At 62.6% G+C, this 22,589-nt stretch carries 21 protein-coding genes; 12 read left to right on the forward strand and 9 right to left on the reverse strand.

Annotation, left to right across the window (positions count from 1 at the left end; translation table 11 throughout):
- Window positions 1–26 precede the first annotated feature (26 nt).
- From hemA to grxD, 4 genes are all read left to right on the forward strand, one after another.
- Entirely contained in the window at window positions 27–1,286 is a 1,260-nt protein-coding gene (gene hemA, locus ACYQ4Z_RS01895) for a glutamyl-tRNA reductase (RefSeq protein ID WP_459860457.1), read from the forward strand.
- A complete protein-coding gene (prfA, locus tag ACYQ4Z_RS01900) occupies window positions 1,283–2,380 on the forward strand; it encodes a peptide chain release factor 1 (protein ID WP_219973045.1) in 1,098 nt (365 codons plus the stop codon). The genes hemA and prfA overlap by 4 nt, the downstream gene beginning before the upstream one ends.
- Window positions 2,373–3,236 (forward strand): peptide chain release factor N(5)-glutamine methyltransferase, encoded by an 864-nt coding sequence (gene prmC, locus ACYQ4Z_RS01905; RefSeq protein ID WP_285615251.1) that lies wholly within the window; start codon window positions 2,373–2,375, stop codon window positions 3,234–3,236. Before prfA ends, prmC begins: the two co-directional genes overlap by 8 nt.
- A 64-nt stretch (window positions 3,237–3,300) precedes the next feature.
- The gene (grxD, locus tag ACYQ4Z_RS01910) at window positions 3,301–3,630 is read left to right on the forward strand and encodes a Grx4 family monothiol glutaredoxin (protein ID WP_119334636.1); all 330 of its coding nucleotides are present in this window, start codon (window positions 3,301–3,303) and stop codon (window positions 3,628–3,630) included.
- Window positions 3,631–3,672: 42 nt separating this feature from the next.
- On the opposite strand, the gene ACYQ4Z_RS01915 is transcribed toward grxD, so the two are convergent.
- The gene (locus ACYQ4Z_RS01915; protein ID WP_119334637.1) at window positions 3,673–4,554 is read right to left on the reverse strand and encodes a fructosamine kinase family protein; all 882 of its coding nucleotides are present in this window, start codon (window positions 4,552–4,554) and stop codon (window positions 3,673–3,675) included.
- A 38-nt stretch (window positions 4,555–4,592) separates the two neighbouring features.
- Entirely contained in the window at window positions 4,593–5,990 is a 1,398-nt protein-coding gene (gene argH / locus ACYQ4Z_RS01920; RefSeq protein WP_438438702.1) for an argininosuccinate lyase, read from the reverse strand.
- A 166-nt stretch (window positions 5,991–6,156) separates the two neighbouring features.
- Between argH and ACYQ4Z_RS01925 the strand changes: the two genes are divergently transcribed.
- The 3 genes from ACYQ4Z_RS01925 to tilS are packed head-to-tail and all read left to right on the forward strand — an operon-like array spanning window position 6,157 to window position 8,723.
- Complete coding sequence (locus ACYQ4Z_RS01925) at window positions 6,157–6,600, forward strand: MaoC family dehydratase (protein ID WP_119334639.1); 444 nt, start codon at window positions 6,157–6,159, stop codon at window positions 6,598–6,600.
- Window positions 6,601–6,616: 16 nt separating this feature from the next.
- Window positions 6,617–7,579 (forward strand): acetyl-CoA carboxylase carboxyltransferase subunit alpha, encoded by a 963-nt coding sequence (locus ACYQ4Z_RS01930; RefSeq protein WP_459860458.1) that lies wholly within the window; start codon window positions 6,617–6,619, stop codon window positions 7,577–7,579.
- Window positions 7,580–7,592: 13 nt separating this feature from the next.
- Window positions 7,593–8,723: a tRNA lysidine(34) synthetase TilS gene (tilS, locus tag ACYQ4Z_RS01935; RefSeq protein WP_459859882.1), complete on the forward strand. Its 1,131-nt coding sequence runs from the start codon at window positions 7,593–7,595 to the stop codon at window positions 8,721–8,723.
- Here tilS and ACYQ4Z_RS01940 read toward each other — a convergent pair.
- From ACYQ4Z_RS01940 to ilvB, 4 genes are all read right to left on the reverse strand, one after another.
- Complete coding sequence (locus ACYQ4Z_RS01940) at window positions 8,647–10,524, reverse strand: cation:proton antiporter (protein WP_459859884.1); 1,878 nt, start codon at window positions 10,522–10,524, stop codon at window positions 8,647–8,649. The two genes, tilS and ACYQ4Z_RS01940, sit on opposite strands and share 77 nt — an antisense overlap.
- Window positions 10,525–10,629: 105 nt before the next feature.
- Window positions 10,630–11,646, reverse strand: coding sequence for a ketol-acid reductoisomerase (gene ilvC, locus ACYQ4Z_RS01945; RefSeq protein WP_119334642.1), 1,017 nt, complete (start codon window positions 11,644–11,646; stop codon window positions 10,630–10,632).
- A 36-nt stretch (window positions 11,647–11,682) separates the two neighbouring features.
- Window positions 11,683–12,174 carry an acetolactate synthase small subunit gene (ilvN, locus tag ACYQ4Z_RS01950; protein ID WP_219973055.1) on the reverse strand — a complete coding sequence of 164 codons (492 nt, stop codon included), beginning with the start codon at window positions 12,172–12,174 and terminating at the stop codon, window positions 11,683–11,685.
- A 10-nt stretch (window positions 12,175–12,184) separates the two neighbouring features.
- Window positions 12,185–13,915, reverse strand: a complete 1,731-nt coding sequence (gene ilvB / locus ACYQ4Z_RS01955) for a biosynthetic-type acetolactate synthase large subunit (RefSeq protein WP_459859887.1) — start codon at window positions 13,913–13,915, stop codon at window positions 12,185–12,187.
- A gap of 119 nt (window positions 13,916–14,034) precedes the next feature.
- Between ilvB and ACYQ4Z_RS01960 the strand changes: the two genes are divergently transcribed.
- Together ACYQ4Z_RS01960 and pepN are read left to right on the forward strand one after the other, a co-directional pair.
- Window positions 14,035–14,481 (forward strand): RDD family protein, encoded by a 447-nt coding sequence (locus ACYQ4Z_RS01960; protein WP_459859889.1) that lies wholly within the window; start codon window positions 14,035–14,037, stop codon window positions 14,479–14,481.
- On the forward strand, window positions 14,482–17,394 hold the full coding sequence (gene pepN, locus ACYQ4Z_RS01965) for an aminopeptidase N (protein WP_459859891.1): 2,913 nt from the start codon (window positions 14,482–14,484) through the stop codon (window positions 17,392–17,394).
- A 77-nt stretch (window positions 17,395–17,471) separates the two neighbouring features.
- Here pepN and ACYQ4Z_RS01970 read toward each other — a convergent pair whose 3' ends face one another.
- From ACYQ4Z_RS01970 to ACYQ4Z_RS01980, 3 genes are all read right to left on the reverse strand, one after another.
- Window positions 17,472–18,761, reverse strand: a complete 1,290-nt coding sequence (locus tag ACYQ4Z_RS01970) for a lytic murein transglycosylase (RefSeq protein WP_459859893.1) — start codon at window positions 18,759–18,761, stop codon at window positions 17,472–17,474.
- A 44-nt stretch (window positions 18,762–18,805) separates the two neighbouring features.
- Window positions 18,806–19,804 carry an HpcH/HpaI aldolase/citrate lyase family protein gene (locus ACYQ4Z_RS01975; protein WP_459859895.1) on the reverse strand — a complete coding sequence of 333 codons (999 nt, stop codon included), beginning with the start codon at window positions 19,802–19,804 and terminating at the stop codon, window positions 18,806–18,808.
- A 122-nt stretch (window positions 19,805–19,926) separates the two neighbouring features.
- Window positions 19,927–20,919, reverse strand: coding sequence for a malate dehydrogenase (locus ACYQ4Z_RS01980; RefSeq protein WP_219973061.1), 993 nt, complete (start codon window positions 20,917–20,919; stop codon window positions 19,927–19,929).
- Between the two features lie 155 nt (window positions 20,920–21,074).
- Between ACYQ4Z_RS01980 and ACYQ4Z_RS01985 the strand changes: the two genes are divergently transcribed.
- From ACYQ4Z_RS01985 to sdhD, 3 genes are read left to right on the forward strand one after another with little or no spacing between them, the layout of a single operon-like run.
- Window positions 21,075–21,800 (forward strand): GntR family transcriptional regulator, encoded by a 726-nt coding sequence (locus ACYQ4Z_RS01985; RefSeq protein ID WP_219973062.1) that lies wholly within the window; start codon window positions 21,075–21,077, stop codon window positions 21,798–21,800.
- A gap of 58 nt (window positions 21,801–21,858) precedes the next feature.
- Entirely contained in the window at window positions 21,859–22,245 is a 387-nt protein-coding gene (sdhC, locus tag ACYQ4Z_RS01990) for a succinate dehydrogenase, cytochrome b556 subunit (protein ID WP_119334650.1), read from the forward strand.
- Window positions 22,239–22,586, forward strand: a complete 348-nt coding sequence (gene sdhD, locus ACYQ4Z_RS01995) for a succinate dehydrogenase, hydrophobic membrane anchor protein (RefSeq protein WP_219973064.1) — start codon at window positions 22,239–22,241, stop codon at window positions 22,584–22,586. Before sdhC ends, sdhD begins: the two co-directional genes overlap by 7 nt.
- The last annotated feature ends 3 nt before the right edge of the window (window positions 22,587–22,589 follow it).

The raw sequence follows: 22,589 nt of genomic DNA on the forward strand, positions 1-22,589 counted from the left end.
CTTGGCGATTCGCTATAATGCGCCCCATGCCCTTTTTCGCGATTGGCCTCAACCACCACTCTGCGCCGGTGCCGGTGCGTGAACAACTTGCGGTTGCTCCGTCCGAGCTACCCGAGCTGTTGCGCGCGCTCGTCGCTGCGGGGATCGGCGTTCACGAAGCGGCGCTCTTATCGACGTGCAACCGAACCGAATGTTACGTCGCGGCGAGCGACCCGCACGCGGTCTTCGCGTGGCTCTGTGCCCACCGCCACGCCGATCTGGCGCAGGTCACACCCCACCTCTTCATTCATCGGGATAGCGGAGGGGTGCGACACCTCTTTCGTGTCGCTTCGGGCCTCGATTCGATGGTCCTGGGCGAGACCCAGATCGTCGGGCAATTCAAAGAGGCGCTGCGTCTTGCGAAAGCGGCGGGGACGCTCGGCAAGCACGTCCAGACCGTGATGCAGATGGCGCTTTCGGTCGCGAAAGAGGTGCGCAGCCAAACCGCGATCGGTGCCAACGTCGTCTCGATGGCCGCCGCCGCTGTTCGCCTTTCCCAACGGGTTTTCGGGCCGGTGGCGGAGCAGCGGGTGCTCTTCGTCGGTGCAGGGGAGATGATCGAAACGTGCGTCGCCCATTTCGCCGCAGGGCAGCCGCAGCGGATCGCGATCGTGAACCGGACGGTGGCGCGGGCCGAGCAACTGGCTGCTCGTTTTGCCGCCGAGGCGCATCCGCTCGATCGGTTGCCCGAACTGTTGCCGGAGTTCGATACGGTCGTCGCCAGTACCGCCAGCCCGTTGCCGTTGATCGGGTTGGGGATGGTCGAGCGGGCGCTCAAGCAGCGGCGCCACCGTCCATTCGTGATGGTCGACCTCGCGGTGCCGCGCGACATCGAGCCGGAAGTGGGCGCGCTGCAGGACGTCTTCCTCTACGCGGTCGACGATCTGGCGCAAATCGTGCAGGAGGGACGGGAAAGCCGCGCGCAGGCGGTTCGGGACGCCGAAGCGATCATCGACGCCCGCCTGGCCGAGTTTGCCCAGTGGGTGAGCGCGCAAGAGATGGTGCCGCTCATTCGCCAGTTGCGCACCCACGCAGAGACGATCGCCACCGCAGAACGCGAGCGGGCATTGGCGAAATTGCGGGCGGGCGGGGATCCGGAAGCGGTGATCGCGGCGCTCACCCACGCGCTGACGAACAAATGGTTGCATGCGCCAACCACCTTTTTTCGTCAAGCCCCGCCGGAAGCACGTCAGGCGTTAAGCCGCTGGGCGCCACAACTCTTTGGTTGGGAGAAGACGCAACGATGAAGGCGTCGTGGATCGAACGCTTCCAACGCATGGCTGATGCGCTCGACGAGCTCGACCGGGCGTTGAGCGATCCGGAAACCGCGGCCAATCCCGAGCGGCTCCGCGCGCTCATGCAGCAGCGGGCGCAGTTGGAAGAACCGGTGGCACTGTGGCAACGCTACCAGGCCCTTACCGACGAGATCGCCACGACGGAAAAGTTGGCCGCAAGCGGCGACGACCCGGAGCTTGCCGCGCTGGCGCGAGAAGAGTTGGCCGCGCTCAACGCGGAGCGCGAACGGCTCGAAGCGCAGCTAGCCGAAGCGTTGGTGCCCGTGGATCCCCTCGATGCGCGCGACGTCTACCTCGAGATTCGCGCGGGAACAGGGGGTGAGGAGGCCGCACTCTTTGCTGCCGATCTTTTCCGAATGTACGCCCGCTACGCGGAAGCGCAAGGCTGGCAGGTCGAGATCGTCTCGGCGAGCGAATCCGATTTGGGGGGATATAAAGAGCTCATCGCCCACGTTCGCGGCGAAGGGGTCTATGGGCGGTTGAAGTTCGAATCGGGCGGGCATCGCGTGCAGCGCGTGCCGGTGACCGAAAGCCAGGGGCGGATTCATACCTCAGCGTGCACGGTCGCGGTGTTGCCGGAGGAGGATCCCGAAGCGGTTGCCGAAATCGACCCGAAAGAGCTGCGCATCGACGTCTTTCGCGCTTCTGGCGCGGGCGGGCAGCACGTGAACCGGACCGAGTCGGCGGTGCGTATCACCCACCTGCCTACCGGGATCGTGGTCGAATGCCAAGACGATCGCTCGCAACACCGCAACAAGGCGAAAGCGCTTGCGGTACTCGCGGCGCGGTTGGCTGAGCGGCGTCGTGCCGAACAACAAGCGGCCACCGCAGCGGTGCGGCGGCAGCTCGTCGGCAGTGGCGATCGCTCCGACCGGATCCGCACCTACAACTTTCCGCAGGGACGGGTGACCGACCACCGGATCGATTTGACCCTCTACCAATTGCCGCAGATTCTCGACGGTGCGCTCGATCTGGTGATCGAGCCGCTGCGCCGTGAGGCGCGTGCCGAAGCGCTCGCGGCCTGGGAAGCGAACGAAAATGGCTGACGCGGCGCACGATATTGCGTTGCCCACGTTGGGCGAGGCGTTGGCGTGGGCGCGGCAACGGATCGATCCGCTGGACGCACGCATACTCCTTGCGCATGCGGCGCGGGTGCGTACCGCGACGCTATTGGCCTATCCGGAACGGACGCTTCCGGAAGAGGCATGGCGCCGCTTTCGCGATCTGGTGACCCGCCGTGCCGCTGGAGAGCCGGTGGCCTATTTGACGGGCGAGCGAGAGTTCTACGGCCGCACCTTTCACGTTTCGCCCGCAGTGTTGATTCCGCGTCCGGACACCGAAACCCTGGTCGATGTTGCGCTTGCGGTCGCCGATCAACGTGCCGGTGCCGCGTTGCGCATCCTTGACCTGGGCACCGGCAGCGGTTGTATTGCGATCACCCTGGCGTTGGAGCTGCCCCACGCGGAGGTGGTTGCGGTCGATCGCTCGCGTGCGGCGCTTCTCATCGCGTTGCACAATGCGCAGCGGTTGGGTGCGAGCGTCTCGTTCGTCGAAAGCGACTGGTTTTCTCGGCTGGGGGATGAGCATTTCGACCTCATCGTCGCCAATCCCCCCTACCTGGCCGAGGATGACCCCCACCTCAACGAAGGCGATCTGCGTTTCGAGCCGCGGCAGGCGTTGGTGGAGCAGCACGAAGGCCTTGCGGCGATCGCCCGGATCGTTGCAGAAGCGCCGCGTTATCTGGCGCCCGGCGGGTGGTTGTTGTGCGAACACGGCTATACCCAAGGACACGCGGTTCGTGGCCGACTTCTCGATGCCGGATTGTTGCACGTCCAGACGTGGCGCGACCTGGCAGGCCACGAGCGGGTCAGCGGCGGACGTAAACGGTGTCCGAACGAGTAAAATAGGTCGTTGGTTCAGAACAGGAACCGTCTGTTTTTCGATGCAAACCCCAATGGAGAACACGATGAGCGACGTACAAGAGACCATCCGCCAACAGATCGCTTCGCACCCGGTGGTGCTCTACATGAAAGGAACGCCGCAATTTCCGATGTGCGGTTTTTCCGCGACGGTCGTCCATATCCTCGACCTCTGTGGCGTCAAGGACTATTTTGCCGTGAATGTCCTCGAGGATGAGGCGATCCGGCAAGGGATCAAAGAGTACTCCAATTGGCCGACGATTCCGCAGCTCTATATCAATGGCGAATTCATCGGCGGCTGTGACATCACGCGCGAGCTCTACCAAAGCGGCGAATTGCAAAAACTGTTGCAAGAGGCGGGTGTGGTCGCCACCTGAGCCGCAACGCGCCGCTCCCGGAGGGTGTCGACGCGCCGTTCATCAGCCACCGGTGAGCCGCGCGATCAACCGCTCCGCCTCACGAGCGTACCCGCTGCCAAAGAGGTTGAAGTGGTTGAGGATGTGGTAGAGCGTGTAAAGCGGTTTTCGCCGTTCGTAGTCGCGGTGAAGCCCCGAAAGTTTTCGATAAGCGGCGTAAAACGCGGGCGGGAACCCGCCGAAGAGTTCCATCATCGCCAATTCGCTTTCGTGGTCGCCTTGATGGACCGCCGGGTCGATCAGCACCACCTCACCTGTGGCGCTCTCGGCGATGTTGCCGTACCACAGGTCGCCGTGCAGGAGCGCCGCTCGAGGGGCATATTCGAGAAAGAGTGCCGGCAGCCCCTCCAGCGCTTCTTCGAGGCGCGCCGCTGCGTCCCGGGAAAAGCCGTTGCGTTTGGCCCAGGAAAGCTGCGGTTTGATGCGCCGCGTTACGAAAAAGTGGGCCCAATTGGGTTCCCAACCGTTTTGCTGCGGCGTTGCCCCTAAATAATTGTCCCGATGCCAGCCGAAGCGGTCGGGAAAAGGGGCTGCTTCGTGCAACGCCACCAACGCCCGTGCCGCCGCTTCGGCGCGCGCTGCGGAAAGCGGCCGAAGGTCGAGCCACGTCAGGATCAAGTACGCCGTATCGCTGTCGGCATCGACTCCGTGCGCAATCACCTCCGGCACCCGCACCGCACCGGTTTGCGCGAGTGCCGAGAGACCATCGGCTTCGGCGGCAAAGCGGTCGGCCGCCGCCGCAGGGGCCGTTTTGGCGAACCACCGCGTTCCGTCCTGAAGGGTCAGGCGCCAATGGCGGTCGAACTGCCCGCCAAGCGCAGTGGCTTCGGCGACTTGGGTGGCGTGGCCGAACAGGGCCGGAAGGTATGTGGACCAGTCGATCATGACGGCTTGCCGTTTCTTCTCCCGAGCCCAATCGCGGGCTACCCGCGTTGCGCGATTCGTGCCCGCGCGTGCGCGATCGCCGCTTGCACCGCCTCGGGTGCGGTGCCACCGATATGGGCGCGTGCTGCAAGCGACCCTTCGATGGTGAGCACCTCGTACACGTCCTCTTCGATCTGGGGACAAAACTGCTGCAGTGTGGTAAGCGGAATCTCGGCAAGGTCGACTCCCTGCCGTTCCGCGGCGCGCACGGCGCGCGCGACGATTTCGTGGGCATCGCGAAACGGCACCCCTTTTTTCACCAGGTAGTCCGCAAGATCGGTTGCGGTGGCGAACCCTTCTTGGAGCGCGGCGCGCATCGCTTCGGGCTTCACCCGGATACCCGCGACCATCTCGGCGTAGATCGCGAGCGTATCGTTCAGCGTATCCACGGCGTCGAAGAGCGGCTCCTTGTCCTCTTGGTTGTCTTTGTTGTACGCGAGCGGCTGCCCCTTCATCAGCGTGAGCATCGCGACGAGGTGGCCATAGACGCGTCCGGTTTTGCCCCGCACCAGTTCGGGAACGTCTGGGTTCTTCTTCTGCGGCATGATCGAGCTGCCGGTGCAGAAGCGGTCCGCCAAGTCGATGAAACCGAAGCGGGGCGTCATCCACAGGATCAATTCTTCGGAAAAGCGCGAGAGATGCATCATCACCAGACTGGCCGCACTCAAGAATTCGATCGCGAAATCGCGGTCGCTCACCGCATCGAGCGAATTGCGACACAACTCTTCGAACCCAAGCGTTTCGGCAACGGCCCACCGATCGATCGGGTAGGTGGTGCCGGCAAGTGCGGCAGCGCCCAGAGGCAAGCGGTTGGTGCGGCGGCGGCAATCGGTGAGCCGCTCCCAGTCGCGCTCCAGCATCTCCACGTAGGCCATGAGGTGGTGGCCGAAGGTGACCGGTTGTGCCACCTGCAGATGGGTGAATCCGGGCATCGGCGTCGCCGCATGCTGTTCGGCAAGGTCCAAGAGTGCCGTTTGCAGCGTGCGAATGCGGCTGCGGATCTCGTCGATCGCGTCGCGCAACCAGAGACGGATGTCGGTCGCCACCTGGTCGTTGCGGCTGCGGCCAGTATGAAGCCGTTTACCCGCATCCCCCACCAACGCGGTCAAGCGCCGTTCGATGTTGAGGTGGATGTCTTCGTCGTCGAGCGACCATTCGAACGCACCGCTTTCGATCTCTTGCGCGATTTGCGCCATACCGCGTTCGATCGCGGCAAGATCCTCGGTGCTGATGATCCCTTGCTTGGCGAGCATCCTCGCGTGTGCGAGCGACCCATGGATGTCGTGGCGCCACAAGCGCCAGTCAAACGGGATGCTCGCCGTGTACCGTTTGACCCGTTCCGAGACCGGTTCGTCGAACCGGCCCGACCAGGCCTTGTGCGTTGCGTCGTTTGTCATCACGGTTTCCTTGCGCTTCTCTGCTCAGCCATAAGTCTACCGTAGCGGAACCCCTTCACGCTGGTTGCAACGTCCATTCTAACGCTACCCCTGGCACCGAGCCGCTTTTACCGCAACGCGGCATGCTAGAATAGTTCGAATCAAAACTGCGCATAGGGAGAACGCGATGGCGCGCAATTTCGCAGCCACTTTGGGGTACGACATCGCCGATTTGCAACCCGGAATGGTTGCCGAAATCGGCCGTACCGTTTCGGAAGCCGATATCTTGGCTTTCGCAGGGGTCTCTGGGGATACCAACCCGGTGCATCTCGACGCGGAGTTCGCAGCGCAAACCCAATTCAAAGAGCGGATCGCGCACGGGATGCTCTCGGCGGCCTTCATTTCTGCGGTATTGGGCACCAAGCTTCCAGGGCCCGGGGCGATCTACCTCAGCCAGTCGCTCCGTTTCCGCGCGCCGGTCCATGTGGGCGATACCGTCGTCGCCCGGGTCACCGTGAAAGAGGTGGTGCCTGAAAAGCGCCGCGTCGTCCTCGAAACGCTCTGTCTGGTTGGTGAGACGGTTGTGGTCGAAGGAGAGGCGACGATCTATATCCCGCCGCGGCAGGGGTGAGTCACTCATGAGCGAGATGAAGCGGGTCTTTCTCGAATTCGAACGCCCGGTGGTCGAACTGGAAGAGCGCATCGGGGAATTGCGCCGTACCCAGGAGGGGAGTGCGGTCGACCTCAGCGAAGAGATCGAGAAGCTGGAAAAGAAGTCACGCAAACTCCTCGAAGATCTCTACCGCAAGCTCGACGCGTGGCAAACGACCCAAGTGGCACGCCATCCCCTTAGGCCCTATACGCTCGATTACGTTGCGGCGCTCTTTACCGATTTCGTCGAGCTCAAAGGGGATCGCCACGTCGCCGACGATCCGGCGATCGTGGGGGGGCTGGCGCGCTTTCGAGGGCAGCCGTGTGTCGTGATCGGTCATCAGAAAGGGCGGGACACGAAAGAGAAGATTCGGCGCAATTTCGGGATGCCGCGCCCGGAAGGGTACCGCAAGGCGGTTCGCCTGATGAAATTGGCGGAGAAGTTTCGCTTGCCGCTTTTCACCTTCGTCGATACGCCAGGCGCCTTTCCGGGAATCGACGCGGAAGAACGCAACCAATCGGAAGCGATCGGGCGCGCGATCTACGAAATGGCGCAGCTCGCAACCCCGACGATCGTCACGGTGATCGGTGAAGGGGGCTCGGGCGGGGCGCTCGCGATCGCGGTGGGGGATCACGTCGCGATGCTGGCGCACAGCATCTATTCGGTGATCTCCCCCGAAGGGTGTGCCTCGATCCTTTGGAAGAGCGCCGAAAAGGCGTCCGACGCAGCGGAGATCCTGGGCATCACCGCGCCACGGCTCAAAGAGTTGGGGTTGATCGACGCGGTGGTGCCCGAACCAGTTGGCGGCGCGCACCGCTACCCCGAAGAGATGTACGCGACGCTGGGTGCGCACCTGGCGCAGACGTTGTCCGAACTCCAGGCCCTTTCGCGCGAAGCCTTGTTGGCGCGCCGTCAAGAACGGCTAGCCGCGTATGGGCGCTTCCAGGTCGCCGCGTAGGCGCACCTCCCGGTTGCCGCCGTGGGCGGCGCTCGATACCGCGCAGCAAGAAAGCGACGCGTTCTTGGTCGCGTTTTCCGGGGGTGCCGACAGTACCGCACTGTTGCACCGCCTTATGGAAGCGCGCCGCGCAGGGAAACCACCTTTTCATCGCCGAACGTTGCCGCTTGCCGCTGCGCACGTCCATCACGGTCTGCAAGCGCAAGCAGACGCGTGGCTGGCCCATTGCGCCGAGCAGTGCGCCGCATGGGGTGTCCCTTTCTTTGCCGCGCGCGTCACGGTCGATGCGCACCTATGTACCCGTTTGGGGCTGGAGGCGGTGGCGCGGCGCGCCCGCTATCGGGCACTTGCAACACTCGCGCACGATTGGGCAGCCGAGCTGGCGCGCTCCGAAAACCGGCTGACGCCGTTGCGCATCACCGTCGTCACCGCGCACCACCGCGACGATCAAGTGGAGACGTTTTGGTTCCGCCTGTTGCGTGGCAGCGGCGTTCTGGGGTTGGGCGCAATGCGCCCATGGGGGCCGTATCCGCTGGTGTGTTCAGAACCTGAGTCCCGTGTGGCGTGCGACCCGTGCCTTGCGGCGTATGACGGTCGCACGGTTCGTCTCAATCTGTGGCGGCCGTTGCTGACCACTTCTAAAAGCGCACTCGTTGCCTATCTGCGCGAACAGAGAATCACCTGGCACGAAGATCCCACCAACCAGACGTTCGACACGAAGGCCCACGGCGGGATGCGTCGTAACGCGCTGCGGCATGCGTTGTTGCCCGCATTGCGCCGTACCTGGCCAGGGCTCGACGCCGTTAGCGAGCGTACCGCGCGCGTGATGCAAGAGGCGCACGCGTGCCTCATGGACCTGGCCGAAATCGACGCCGCGGCGATTGTGGACGGTGCGGGGCGGTGGCGACTCGATTCCTTTAGTGCCCTTCCGGCGCATCGCCAGCGCAATCTGCTGCGCTGGGCGCTACAGGCAAACGGTTGGCAGCCACCGCCTGAGGCGCGCCTTGACGAAGCGCTGCGGCAGCTCGCTGCGCACCGCAGTGCGCGAAAGCACGCTCCTTGGACGTTCAGGCTGACGGCGCAGGCGCTGCTGTGTGCGGATCGGCAGGGGGTGTGGTTGACGCCACCTCGTCCAACGCCGTGACCGCCTCAGACGCAAGCAGAGCAACCACCGTCCAGCCAGCGCCCGGTTTGAGTGCGAAATGATCGTCCACGACTTTGAGGAGTCCCGATGGTGTCACCGTCAGGAGCACGACGCCGCGCGTTCCTAGGCGTTTTTGGTACGCCGCCCAGTCGAAGGTCTCGGTCAATTTGGTCGTCGAGATCTTGCCACCACCTTCTACCCACGAGAGGAGCTGTTCCAGCGTCACCGTTTCGCCAAAGAGCCGGCGGCCCAACACCTCCTCGGTGAGGCGCGCTTTCGCAGACCCGCTGCGTTCGCCTTCGGTTTGCAACACGAAGACGTTACCGGCGCCGAACTCACGCTCATAGCGCAGGACTGCCAACGCGTTGAGCTCCGGCGAAGGCGAGAGGGCCAACAGGAAATTGATGTCGCTGAGGTCGAGTTTGCGGTCTGCCGCTTCTGAGACCGGGTTGCCGAAAAAGGTTTCCAGCCCGGCCATTCGGGCCTGGCGGATCGCCAGATAATCGGTATCGGCCAGGATCACGCGGTACCCAAGTTTCACCAGCACCTGAGCCAGCGCACGCGCAAACGCATGCGCACCGACAATCAACACCCCTTTCGGTTCGGGTTCGGCTACGCCCAGACGACGCGCGAGCGGCGCAGCGGTGAGGCTTGCGATCAATACCGTCCCGACGATTACGATGAAGGTGAGCGGCACGATCGTTTCCGCACCAGCGATCCCTTCGGCTTGTAGGCGAAACGCGAAAAGCCCCGAAATCGCCGCGGCGACGATCCCGCGCGGCCCGATCCACGCGATCAATAACTTCTCTTGCCAGCGCAAGGGGCTGCCGATGGCACTCACCCAAACTTTCAAGGGCTGCGCAACGAACTGGATCGCCGCGAGCACAAGGAGCGCGCCAAAACCGACGGCGCCGATCGTTGCGAAGTCGATCCGCGCTGCGAGCACGATGAAGAGCACCGAGATGAAGAGGATCGTGAGTGTCTCTTTGAAGTCGAGCACGTTGTCGAGCGGCACGCCGCGCATGTTCGCCAGACGGATCCCCATCACGGTGACCGCCAACAACCCCGATTCGTGCGCCAGCACATTGGAGATCGTGAAAACCGTTACGACCAACGCCAAAACCACGGCGTTGATGAGGTATTCAGGCAGCAGATGGCGGCGCAGCAATTGCCCGAGGAATTGACCGCCGATGAACCCGAGGAGCGCGCCCGCTGCCACTACTTTGGCAAAGAGCCAGAAGATGTCGGTCCACGGTGCGCCTTGCGCGCGTGCGCTCATCACCAGAAATTCGAAGACGAGCACCGCGAGCAGCGCCCCGATGGGGTCGATCACGATCCCTTCCCAGCGCAGGATCGTGGCGATGGCGCGTTTCGGGCGCACCGACCTCAGAAGCGGTACGATCACCGTCGGCCCGGTCACGACGACCAATGCGCCGAAGAGTGCTGCCAAGCCGGGGCTCAGGTCGACGAACAGATACGCCGCGCCGCTCGCAACCGCCCAGGTGACGAGCATCCCCACCGAAACGAGCCGCCAGATCACGTGGCTCAACCCGCGGACTTCGGCAAAGCGCAGCGTGAGACTCCCTTCGAAGAGGATCACCGCGACCGCCAACGACACCATCGGAAAGAGCAGGTCACCGAAAAGTGCGTCAGGATCGAGAATGCCGGTGATTGGGCCGGCAACGATACCGAGCAACAAGAGAAACAGGATCGCGGGGATGTTGGTCCGCCACGCCAGCCACTGCGCAAAGATGCCGCTGGCGACGATGCCCGAAAGGGTGAGGAAGACGGTTTCGTTCATAAGAATAGGATGAAGTTTTAGTCAGACAATTGTACACATCGTGCACGCAAAAACCCCCACCCGGAGGGTGAGGGTTTCGGTGTGAATCGAATCGAGATGGGTCGATCAGTTCTTGCTCTGGTCGACCAAGCGGTGCTGCACCAACCACGGCATCATCGCGCGCAGCTTCGCCCCCACCTGTTCGATGGGGTGTTCGGCGTTGAGCCGCCGCCGAGCGGTCATCGCCGGATAGTTGAGCTGCCCCTCCTGGATGAACATCTTCGCATAATCGCCGGTCTGGATCCGTTTCAACGCGTTGCGCATCGCTTCGCGCGACTGCGCGTTGATCACTTCGGGGCCGGTGACGTACTCGCCGAACTCGGCGTTGTTCGAGATCGAATAGTTGAGGTTTGCGATCCCGCCTTCGTACATCAGATCGACGATGAGTTTCAGTTCGTGCAGACACTCGAAATAGGCCATTTCGGGGGCGTACCCCGCTTCGACCAGGGTTTCGAACCCTGCTTTGACGAGCTCGACGAGCCCACCGCAGAGCACCGCTTGCTCGCCGAAGAGGTCGGTTTCGGTCTCTTCACGGAACGTGGTTTCGATCACTCCGGCGCGCGCCCCGCCGATCGCCGCGGCATAGGAGAGGGCAAGATCGCGCGCTTTGCCGCTTTGGTCCTGATGCACCGCGATGAGGCACGGCACGCCACCGCCACGGAGGTATTCGGCACGAACGGTGTGCCCCGGACCTTTCGGCGCGATCATGATCACGTCGAGATCGGCGCGCGGTACGATCTGGTTGTAGTGGATGTTGAAGCCGTGCGCAAACGCGACCGCCGCGCCCTGCTTCAGGTTCGCTTCGATGTCACGGCGGTACACCGCGGGTTGCGCTTCGTCCGGAAGCAGAATCATCACCAGGTCGGCCTGTTTGACCGCGTCGGCGACCTCCATCACCGTGAGCCCCGCCGCTTCGGCTTTGCCCCAAGAGGCGCCGCCGCGGCGCAACCCGACGATCACTTTCACGCCCGACTCATGGAGGTTCAGCGCGTGGGCGTGGCCCTGGCTGCCGTAGCCGATGATCGCAACGGTCTTGCCTTTGATGAGCGAGAGATCGGCGTCTTTTTCGTAATAGACTTTCATGGTTACCCCTTTTGATTAGGAACAGCGAAAAAACGGTCAGGCTTTCAACATACGCTCGCCACGGGCAATGCCGCAGACGCCGCTACGCACCGTCTCCAGGATGAGACCGGGCGAGATCGCCGCCAGAAACGCGTTGAGCTTCTGCTGGTTGCCGGTGAGTTCGATCACGTAGGTGGTGTCGGTGACGTCGATGATCCGGGCGCGGAAGATGTCGGCCAGGCGTTTGAGCTCTTCGCGGTCTGATCCCACGGCACGGACCTTCACCATCATCAGTTCGCGCTCGATGTGCGGAGATTCGGAGAGGTCGACCACTTTGACCGTATCGATCAGTTTGTTGAGCTGCTTGGTGATCTGTTCGATCACGTCGTCCGAGCCGGTAGTGACGATTGTCATCCGCGACAGGCTCTCGTCTTCGGTCGGCGCGACGGTGAGCGATTCGATGTTGTAGCCACGCGCCGAAAAGAGCCCGGCGATGCGCGACAACGCGCCCGATTCGTTTTCCACCAGCAGTGCAATCACGTGTCTCATGGTCTGATCCTCACAATTCTTCCGAACCGAGAATCATCTCGGTGAGCCCTTTCCCGCCCTGAATCATCGGGTAGACATTCTCCCGCGGGTCGACTTGGATATCGAGGAAGACGAGTTCGTCTTTGTGGGTGGTGAACGCCGCTTCGAGGGCGGGAACGACCTCCTCGGGACGGTCGACACGAATCCCGACATGGCCGTAACTGCGGGCGAGCGCCGCAAAATTGGGGAGCGAATCCATGTACGATTCACTGTAGCGGCCGCTATAAAAGAGCTCTTGCCACTGCCGAACCATCCCCAAATAGCGGTTGTTGAGGTTGACGATCTTGATCGGCAGCCGGAATTGCTTGCAGGTGGAGAGTTCTTGGATGCACATCTGGATCGACGCTTCGCCGGTGACGCAGACCACAGGCATCTGCGGGAATGCCAATTTCGCACCCATCGCGTACGGCAACCCGACGCCCATCGTCCCCAGCCCCCCAGAGTTGAGCCAGCGACGCGGTTCGTCGAAACGGTAGTACTGCGCGGCCCACATCTGGTGTTGGCCCACGTCGGAGGTGACGATCGCTTCGCCTTTCGTGACTTCCCAGAGCTTTTCGATCACGAATTGCGGTTTGATCACCGTGTCGCTTCGTGTGTAAGCCAGGCAGTTGCGCGCGCGCCACGCTTCGATCTGTTGCCACCATGCGGTAAGCGCTGCCTCGTCCGGGCGACGATCGAGCGCTTCGAGCGCCGCGAGGAGATCACTCAGCACCACTTTGACGTCGCCGACGATCGGGATGTCGACCGGAACCCGTTTACTGATCGAGCTGGGGTCGACGTCGATGTGGATGATGGTGCGCGGTTCTTGCAGGAAATGGGAGACGTTACCGACCACGCGGTCGTCGAAGCGTGCGCCAACCGCCAAGAGGACGTCGCAGTGGTGCAGCGCCATGTTCGCCTCATAAGTGCCGTGCATCCCGGGCATCCCCAGGAACTGCTTGTCGCTTCCGGGGAACGCGCCCAACCCCATCAGCGTCTGGGTGATCGGGTAGCCGAGCTTCTTCACCAACGCGCGCAGCTCGGGTGCCGCGTTGCCCAGCACGACACCGCCGCCGGTGTAGATCATCGGCCGTTTCGCGGCAAGGAGCGCCTGCGCCGCTTTGCGAATCTGCCCCGGATGGCCTTTCACCACCGGGTTGTACGAACGCATCGCGACCGTCTTCGGATAGTGGAATTCCGCCAATTGCGCGGTGACGTCTTTCGGAATGTCGACGAGCACCGGGCCGGGACGCCCCGTGCGGGCGATGTGAAACGCCTTCTTGATCGTTTCGGCCAGTTGGTTAACGTCCTTGACCAGAAAGTTGTGTTTCACACACGGACGGGTGATCCCGACGGTGTCGACCTCTTGGAACGCGTCTTCCCCGATCACCGGGGTGGGCACCTGACCCGAAAGGATCACGACCGGGATCGAGTCCATGTACGCGGTGGCAATCCCCGTTACCGCATTGGTTGCGCCAGGCCCCGACGTGACGAGCGCAACCCCCACTTCGCCCGTCGCCCGTGCGTAGCCGTCTGCGGCATGGACCGCGGCTTGCTCGTGGCGCACGAGCACGTGGCGGATTTCTCGCTCCGGTTCGGCTTGGTTGATCTGAAAGAGCGCGTCATAGATATGCAGCACCGCGCCGCCGGGGTAACCAAAGACGAAGCGCACCCCTTCTTCTTGGAGGCTGCGGATCACGATCTCTGCGCCGGTGAGTTGCATGGAACGATCCCTTGCTGATATGGATACGGGTAAACCCGTAACCATAACGGTTCCGCGTCGTTTGGTCAATCCCTGAAGGTTGCGGCATAATCGATCGGTTGCGTTCGCAAGAAGTGATCGTGCCTGAGCCTATCCCAACCCAAGAAGCGGTGCTGGCGTCGCGCAGCCGACGCTTCGCTGCGATGCTCTATGAGTTGTTGCTTTTGATCGGCGTGGTCGGTGGCGGCGTGTTGTTGCCGTGGATCGTCGTGGGTGTGGTGCGCCATGTTACGCCGCCTGGCTGGCTCCTCTGGGTGCACCTCTTTGCGGTGCTTGCCCTCTATTTCATTTGGCATTGGCGGCGGCGCGGCGCAACGCTCGCGATGAAGACCTGGAAATTGCGCATCCTCTCGGCCGACGGACACCCGCCGTCCTGGGGGCAGTGTTGGCTCCGTTTTCTCTTGGCTTGGTTTAGCGTCGGCACCGGTGTGGGGATTCTCTGGTCGTGGTTCGATCCGGACGGGCTCTTTCTCCACGACCGCTTGGCAAAGACGCGGATCGTCCAGTGGGACTGGAAGGTGGGGTGAATGGCGATGACAGCAAGCGATGGCGACAAGGGGCTCGCGAACGTCGACACCCAGGCTGGCGTGGTTCGGCTCGAGGATTACCAGCCACCGGCGTGGCGGGTTCGCGACCTGGTGCTCGATTTCCGTCTCGACGCGATGGCGACAGAGGTTCGTGCGTGGCTGTCGTGCGAACGGGTCGCATCGGATCCCAGCGTTTCGTTGCGCCTCGATTGCGATTTTTCGGCGGTGACCTTGGTCGAATTGACCGTTTGGCCTGCGGATCGAGTCTCTGTGCGTGACTTTGCGCGCTACCCATTGGCCGACGCGCAGCCTGTGGGTTCGGTGAACCGGGCGCAAGACGCCATCGAGATCACAGGCACGTTGCCCGACCGGGTCTGGGTGGAAGCACGGGTGCAGCTGAATCCTTCGGAAAACAGCGCGCTCTCGGGGCTCTACCAGTCGGCGAGCGGCCTCTTTACCCAGTGTGAGCCAGAAGGGTTTCGGCGCATCGTTCCGTTCATCGACCGACCTGATGTGCTGGCGCGTTACCAGGTGCGGCTTGCTGCGGAGAAGGCGCGTTATCCGGTGTTGCTCTCCAACGGGAATTTGGTCGCGACGGGTGATCTCGAAAACGGGTGGCATTTTGCCGTTTGGCATGATCCGTTTCCCAAACCGAGCTACCTCTTCGCCCTTGTTGCTGCGGATCTGGTCGCGACGGAAAAAACGGTGGTGCGGGCCGATGGGCGCCCTGCGCTCCTTCAGGTGTGGACCGCAGCGGCGCACCGCGACCGAGCCGAATGGGCGCTCGATTCGCTCGAAGCGGCGTTGCGCTGGGACGAACGGCGCTTTGGTCGGGTGCTCGACCTCGACCGCTATATGATCGTGGCGGTCGAAGACTTCAATATGGGCGCGATGGAAAACAAGGGGCTCAACCTCTTCAATGCCAAATATGTCTTGGTGACGCCAGAGACCGCGACCGATGCCGATTACGCCAACGTCGAAGCAATCGTGGGGCATGAGTATTTCCACAACTGGACCGGTAACCGGGTCACCTGCCGGGATTGGTTCCAATTGACCCTGAAAGAGGGGCTTACCGTCTTTCGGGATCAGGAGTTTTCCGCGGATCGGCTCGCCGAAGCAGCGGCGACGCCAGAAGCGGCTGCGAGTGCGCGGGCGGTGAAGCGCATCGACGACGTCGCGGTGTTGAAAGCGGTGCAATTCCCCGAAGACGACGGCCCGATGCGTCACCCCGTGCGGCCGCGGGCCTACCGCGCGATCGACAACTTTTATACCGCTACCGTCTACGAAAAAGGGGCGGAAGTGGTGCGGATGCTCCATACGCTGGTGGGGGAGGCAGGTTTTCGCCGCGGGTTGAACACCTATTTCGAACGGCATGACGGACAAGCGGTGACGTGTGAAGATTTCGTCGCCGCGATCGCGGATGCGAACAGCCGAGACTTGTCGCAATTCTTGCACTGGTACGACGCGGCTGGGACGCCAGAAGTGGTGGCGCGTTGGCGCTGGGTCGAGACCGAGGGAGCGGCTGCGACGCCTGAGCCGTTGCACCACGGTGCCGAAAAGCGCGTGGTGTTGGAACTGACACTCGAACAACGGCTCGCGGGGTGGGACGTTGCCGCGAAGCCGCTCGTGATTCCCGTACGCATGGGTTGGATCGATCGCAGCGGCAGGGCGTTGCCGTTTACTGCCGAAAGTCCGGGCGAAGCATCGCTTGCCGCTTCGGGACGCGACACAAGCGCCGTGTTGGTGCTCGATCGCCCGCGCAAGCAGTGGCGCATCGTGGGGCCCATGCCAGAGGATGACCCAGTGCCGTCGTTGCTGCGCGGCTTTTCGGCGCCCGTGCGGGTACGCTGGGCGGAAACGGCCGACGGTCGGGAACCGATTGCGTGGCTGCTGCGTCGTTTTGCCCACGACCCCGACCCCTTCAACCGCTGGCAAGCCGGTGAGGTGCTGCACCTTGCGGCGCAGGGTGCGATCGACGACCATGGCCGTTTCTCCGCCGAGTGGGGCAGCTCGTTCCTCAACGCCTGGCACGCGGCGCTATGCGACGCGTCACTGGACGCCAATTACCGTGTGCGCCTCTTGACGCCACCCAGTGAAGCGGTGGTTCGGGACGAAACGCCACGGCCAGTCGATCCGGTGGCCGTCCGCGCGCGGCTCATGGCGTGGTGGCGAATCCTGGCGCAGGCCATCCCCGCGGAGACGTTGTGGGCGCTTCTCGAACGCCAGGACACGACGGGACCCTACCGCTTTGAGCCGCAAGCGGCAGGCCGTCGTGCGTTGGTGGCGTTCGTGCTCAAATTGTTGGCGATTCGCAGTGGCAGCCCGATGGCGAGCGCGGCGGATGGTGCCGCGAGTGCCGTCGCCGCGCACCTTTCGGCGCGATGGCACGCGGCAACGAATTTGAGCGATCGGCTCGCCGTGCTCGACGCCGCACTGGCGCACCCCGACGAAGCGGTGGCCGAGAGCATCCTCGCGGCATTTGCCAAGCACTATGAGGACGATGCGATCGTCTTCGACAAATGGTTGCAGCGGCACGCGACGCGCTGGGCGTGGCAAGGGCAGTCGCCCGAAACCCTCTTTGCGCGCGTCCGGGACTTGACACACCACCCGCGTTTTCGGTGGAGCAACCCCAACAAGGTCTATGCGTTGGTTTTGGCGTTTTTTGCGCACAACTTGCCGGTATGTGCCGCGACGGGCGAGGCGGCTTGGGCTTGGTGGACGGACGTGGTGCGCACGCTCGATGCGCGCAACCCGCTCGTTGCCGCGCGCATTGCGCGGACGCTCGAACACGCCGCAACCTGGTGCGAACCGTACCGGAGCGCCGCACTTGCCGCGGTGCAGCATGTTGCCCCCATGGTCCGCTCGAACGAAGTGCGCGAAGTCCTCGAACGGATCTTAGCGACGGCGCGGTAACGTCTTTTGCGGTAGGGAAGCGGTGTCGGTCGCTTCCCGGACCGGCGCCAGTTCCGCGCGTGCGCCGTAGCCCGCGATCACCGTTGCGTCTGACGGTGTGGTGCTGATGGACAGACCACGTTTTCGTTGGTGAGCGCGGCGCGCGTTCGCGCGTCGGGCCAACCGCTCGCGGCGGGATCGCCTAAGCATTCGAGTTGGAAACGGCGCAGGGCTTCGCGTGTGGTGGCGCCCATTACGCCGTCGACTGGTCCGGGATCGTACCCAAGGGCGGTCAATCGGGATTGGATCGTTTCGGTTTCGCTTCGCGTCAATGGGGGTTCGTCCGTCGGCCATGGCGTCCGAAACGGCTGCTTGGGGTCGAAATGGGCGGCTCGCTCTGGATCGCGCAGCGCGTCGAAGAGTAACCCTACTGCCAAGGTATAGCTTTCGGCCGCATTGTAGCGGTAAAGCACGTCGTAATTGGGAAAAACGAGGATCGCTGGACCGTTGCTGCCCGCGGGAAGCAGAAGCGCGGCGCGTTCCGGGAGCGTCGTGGGATCCCACGGCTTGCCGTCGGCACGGGTGAGCCCCAGCTCCAGCCATTCGCGTGTGGTGCGTTTCACTCGGCGACCGGTCGCCGTGCTCTGCCAGTGGGGAGGCAAACGCACTTCGATGCCCCATGGTTCCCCGTACCGCCATCCAGAGCGTTTGAGGAAGTTGGCGGTAGAGGCAAAGACGTCGGCAAGCGACCCGTAGAGATCGCGTACGCCATCGCCGTCGCCGTCGACGGCGTACACCGCGAAGGTGCTCGGCATGAACTGCGTGTGGCCAAACGCGCCCGCCCAAGAGCCCCGCGGCGGTAACGACGTGATGTCACCGCGCGCGATGATCTCGGTCAGCGTCACGAATTCACCGCGAAAGTACGCTTGCCGTCGCCCGAAGCACGCCAGTGTGGCAAGCGACTGGATGAGGTCGTAACGCCCCAAATTGCGTCCGAAATTGCTCTCAACGGCCCAAAACGCAACGATCAATTCCGCTTCGACGCCGAAGCGTCGCTCGATTTGCCGCAGGAGCGGCCCGTTTGCCGCAAGGGCCTCCTGCGCCTCGCCAATGCGTCGGCGGTCGACCAAGTTCGCCAAGTACTGCCAGATCGGCGTGACGAACTCGGGCTGGCGATCGAGGAGCGCCAGTACACGTGGATCGGGCTCCAACCGGGCAGTGAGGCGGTCGAAGAGCGCCGCGGGAACCCCACGCGCTGCTGCGGTCGGTTTGAGGTCGGCAAGGCACTGCTGAAAAGCGCTCTGCGAAGGTGCGTCAGGCGCCCCTTGGGCAGCCGCACCGGGTGTCGCCACCAGAGCAGCTATGTACGCCAGCGCGGCAAGTCGCATGTGGTGGCGCCGGGGGCGGGTTGTATTCCAGGGGTGAAAGGGAATCATCGCTTGGACTCCGGAACAAACCACGCCGCGATCGTTTCCGGCAGGGGGACCCCAACCTGATGGGCCCGCGCAAGCACCATCCAGTAGTAGCGGTACGAGGCGCGGTCGTGCAAACGGCCCCGGTCGCGGATCGGGCCCCAATCGGCTGCAGCGGCGGCGAGCAAGATCCGTTCGGCGTCGCGGATCGCCTCGGCGTCCGGCGTGAAGGCGTCGACGATCGGTCCGATCTGACTGGGATGAATGCTCCACATCCGCGTGAATCCGAATTCGTCACGTGCGCGGCGGGCATCATGGTAGGCGAGGTTGGGGTCGTCGAGTGCGACGCAGACGTTGTGCGCGGGCACTTTGCCAGCCGCGTGCGCCGCTGCCGCCACCGTGGTTTTCGCGCGCCGAATGTGCGGGTGTTCGAATTGCAACGGGGTGCGCATCGCGTCGGCGGGAATCGCGCCCAGGTGTTCGGAGACGAAATCCATCAACCCGAAGTCGAGACATTCGACGAGCGGATGCGCGGCGATTCGATAGGCGTCTCTGAGCGCACCATGGGTTTCGATGAGTACGTGAAGTGGCGGGGTGCGTGCCGCATTGCGGCACAGGAAAGCGATGGCGTCAGCGACGACCGCAACGTCCTCATAGGCGCGCGCTTTGGGAAGCGTCACGAAAGCGATCCGTTCGGCGGTTACTGGGAGCAGCGTCGTCAAGTCACGCCACCAATGGGGATGTGTCCGGTCGTGGATGCGTACGCCGACGCGACCAAAACGGTTCGTTTCACTCATCACGTATTCGACTGCGCGCGCGGCGTGCGCCGCTTCGTCGCCTGCGGGCGCGCCATCTTCGAGATCGAACGTGATGTCGAAGCGCGGTCCTTCTTGCGCTTGTAACGCGAGCGCCTTCTCCATGAAACGGGGTTGGCCACAATAGTGGACCACAGGGGGGATGGGTTGTGGTCGGCGGGTGGCGCCAAAGAGGATCGTGACGGGATTGGTGTATGGGGTCATCGCTGTCGCTTGCGGTCGACGGTTCTGCCGTCAATAGGGAAAAAATCCTACCATAGGGTGCCGTGAACGAAAAAAGCAGAAGGGAACGCCCTTCTGCTTTTTTCTATTCGGAAACGCCCCGATCAGCGCAAGAGGTCTTTTACGCCATTACGCTCTTCTTCGAGTTCGGCCAGGGTCTTGTTGATCCGCTCTTGCGAGAACTCGTCGATCGGCAACCCTTGCACGATTTGGTATTCGCCGTTTTCGCAGACGCAGGGGAAGCCAAAGACGATGCCTTCCGGAATCCCGTACGAACCGTCCGAAGGAACGCCCATGGTCACCCATTCCCCGTTCGAACCCAGCCACCAGTCACGAACGTGGTCGATCGCAGCGTTCGCAGCCGACGCTGCCGAAGAGAGGCCACGCGCTTCGATGATCGCGGCACCGCGCTTGCCCACGGTGGGGATGAAGACGTCACGGTTCCACGCTTCGTCGTTGATGAGGTCTTTCACCGATTCGCCGTTCGACGTGCAGAAGCGATAATCGGGGTACATCGTTGGCGAATGGTTGCCCCAGACGGCCAGGTGTTTGAACGAGTCGACCGGACGCCCCGTTTTTTTCGCCAACTGCGCCAGCGCCCGGTTGTGGTCGAGGCGCAGCATCGCAGTGAAGTTTTTCGCCGGCACCCGACCATATTTTTCTGCGGTTTTCATCGCGATGTAGGCATTGGTGTTGCACGGGTTGCCCACCACCAGCACCTTGCAGTTCGGGTCGGCGTGCTGCCCGATCGCAGCGCCTTGCACCGTGAAGATTTTGGCGTTTTCCGAGAGCAGGTCTTTGCGTTCCATCCCAGGGCCACGCGGTTTCGCGCCAACGAGCAGGGCCACTTGGGCGTCTTTGAACGCCACGTTCGGGTCGTCGGTGGCGATCATCTCCTTGAGAAGCGGGAATGCGCAGTCCTCGAGCTCCATCATCACCCCTTGGACCGCTTTTTGCGCTTGCGGAAGGTCGAGGAGCTGCAAAATCACCGGTTGGTCGCGACCGAGCATTTCGCCGGCAGCGATGCGAAACAACAGGCTGTAACCGATTTGACCGGCTGCGCCGGTGACGGCGACACGAACAGGGGCTTTGGCCATGGTCTACTCCCTTTTTGCGTGGACAGAATGGAACGAAAACGGTGAATCTACGCTATGATAGGCACAAGGGTTACTGATGTCAATTGTAACTTATGTCTTATATAAGACACAAGACATAGTAGACAACGCGTTTTTTTTGTGGTCCAATTCGCGCTATGGCACCGTCACCCGCATTCAGTCCGCTCTATCGCCAGATCAAGGCGCTCCTTTTGAAGTCGCTCGAAGCGCGCGAGTGGCGTCCCGGCGAAGCCATTCCCAGCGAGCAGGAGCTCGCGGCGCGGTTTGGTGTGTCACAAGGTACGGTGCGCAAAGCGATCGATGAGCTCGTTGCCGAAAATTTACTTGTGCGCAAGCAGGGAAAGGGGACGTTCGTCGTCTCGCACAGCGACCCCCGGCAGTTTTATCGTTTTCTGCGTTTGCGGCGCGACGATGGCGAATGGGTGCAGGCAACGAGCGTCCCCATCGACTGTTGGCGCGCCAAAGCGGGGCAGGAGGCTTCCCGAATCTTGCAGATTCCGTTGGGGTCACCGATCGTGATCTTCCGGCGGGTATTGCGCTTTGCCCAAAAGCCGCTCGTTTTGGACGAGATCTACCTGCCGGGAGACCTCTTTGCGGCGTTTTCGTTGGATGCCCTCAAGGAGTGGCGCGGTTCGCTCTACAGCTTTTTCGAAACCCGTTTCGGCGTGCGCATGGTGCGTGCCGAAGAGCGGCTGAAGGCGGTCGCGGCAGACCGAGTGACTGCCGAAGTTCTGGGGGTTGGGGAGCGCTCGCCGCTCCTGTTCGTCGAGCGGGTGACCTATACTTATAACGATCGACCCGTCGAGTGGCGCAAAGGTTTTTATGCAACCGAGTCGTATCACTACTACAATGAGCTGACGTGAGTGGTTTTGGGGGGGGCGTTCGTGTGAGCGCTCGAGTTGTGCAACCTGGGGAGTGACGATGATGCAGACCCAAGTGAAGAACCGGCCAAAGTTTCTCGATCTTCGAGAAATCCGGCTGCCGTTGCCCGGGATCGTTTCGATCCTGCACCGCATCAGCGGGGGCGGTCTCTTTCTCTTTTTGCCGTTCCTGATCTATCTCTTTGACCTGAGTTTGACCTCGCCGGAAACGTTCGCCACCTATAAGGCGATCGTCGGGCACTGGTTCGTGAAATTGATCTTGTTTGGGCTTCTCTGGGCCTATCTGCACCACTTTTGCGCCGGGGTTCGCTTCTTGCTCCTCGATCTGCACAAAGGCATCGAGCTGGAGCCGGCACGCCAGAGTGCCCGCGTGGTCTTGATGGTGAGCTTGGCGCTCACCGTGATTCTGGGAGTCTGGCTATGGTGAAGCGACTGGTGGTGGGTGCCCATTACGGCATCAAGGATTGGCTGATCCAGCGGATCACGGCTGCCTATATGGCGCTTTATACGGTGATTTTTGCGTTTGCGGCGCTGACGTTGCCAGCGATGACCTATGAACACTGGCATGCGCTCTTTTCGGGGCGGCTCATGCAGTTCCTCACCTTCCTCTTTTTCGCGTCGTTGTGCTACCACGCGTGGATCGGCGTGCGCGACATCTGGATGGACTACATCAAGCCACTCGGAATTCGGATCGCGCTCCATGTGGCAACCGCATTGGTACTCATCGGCTATCTGGCATGGGTGGCCCGCGTGCTTTGGAGGCTGTAAACG

This window comes from Hydrogenophilus hirschii (genome assembly GCF_054656675.1).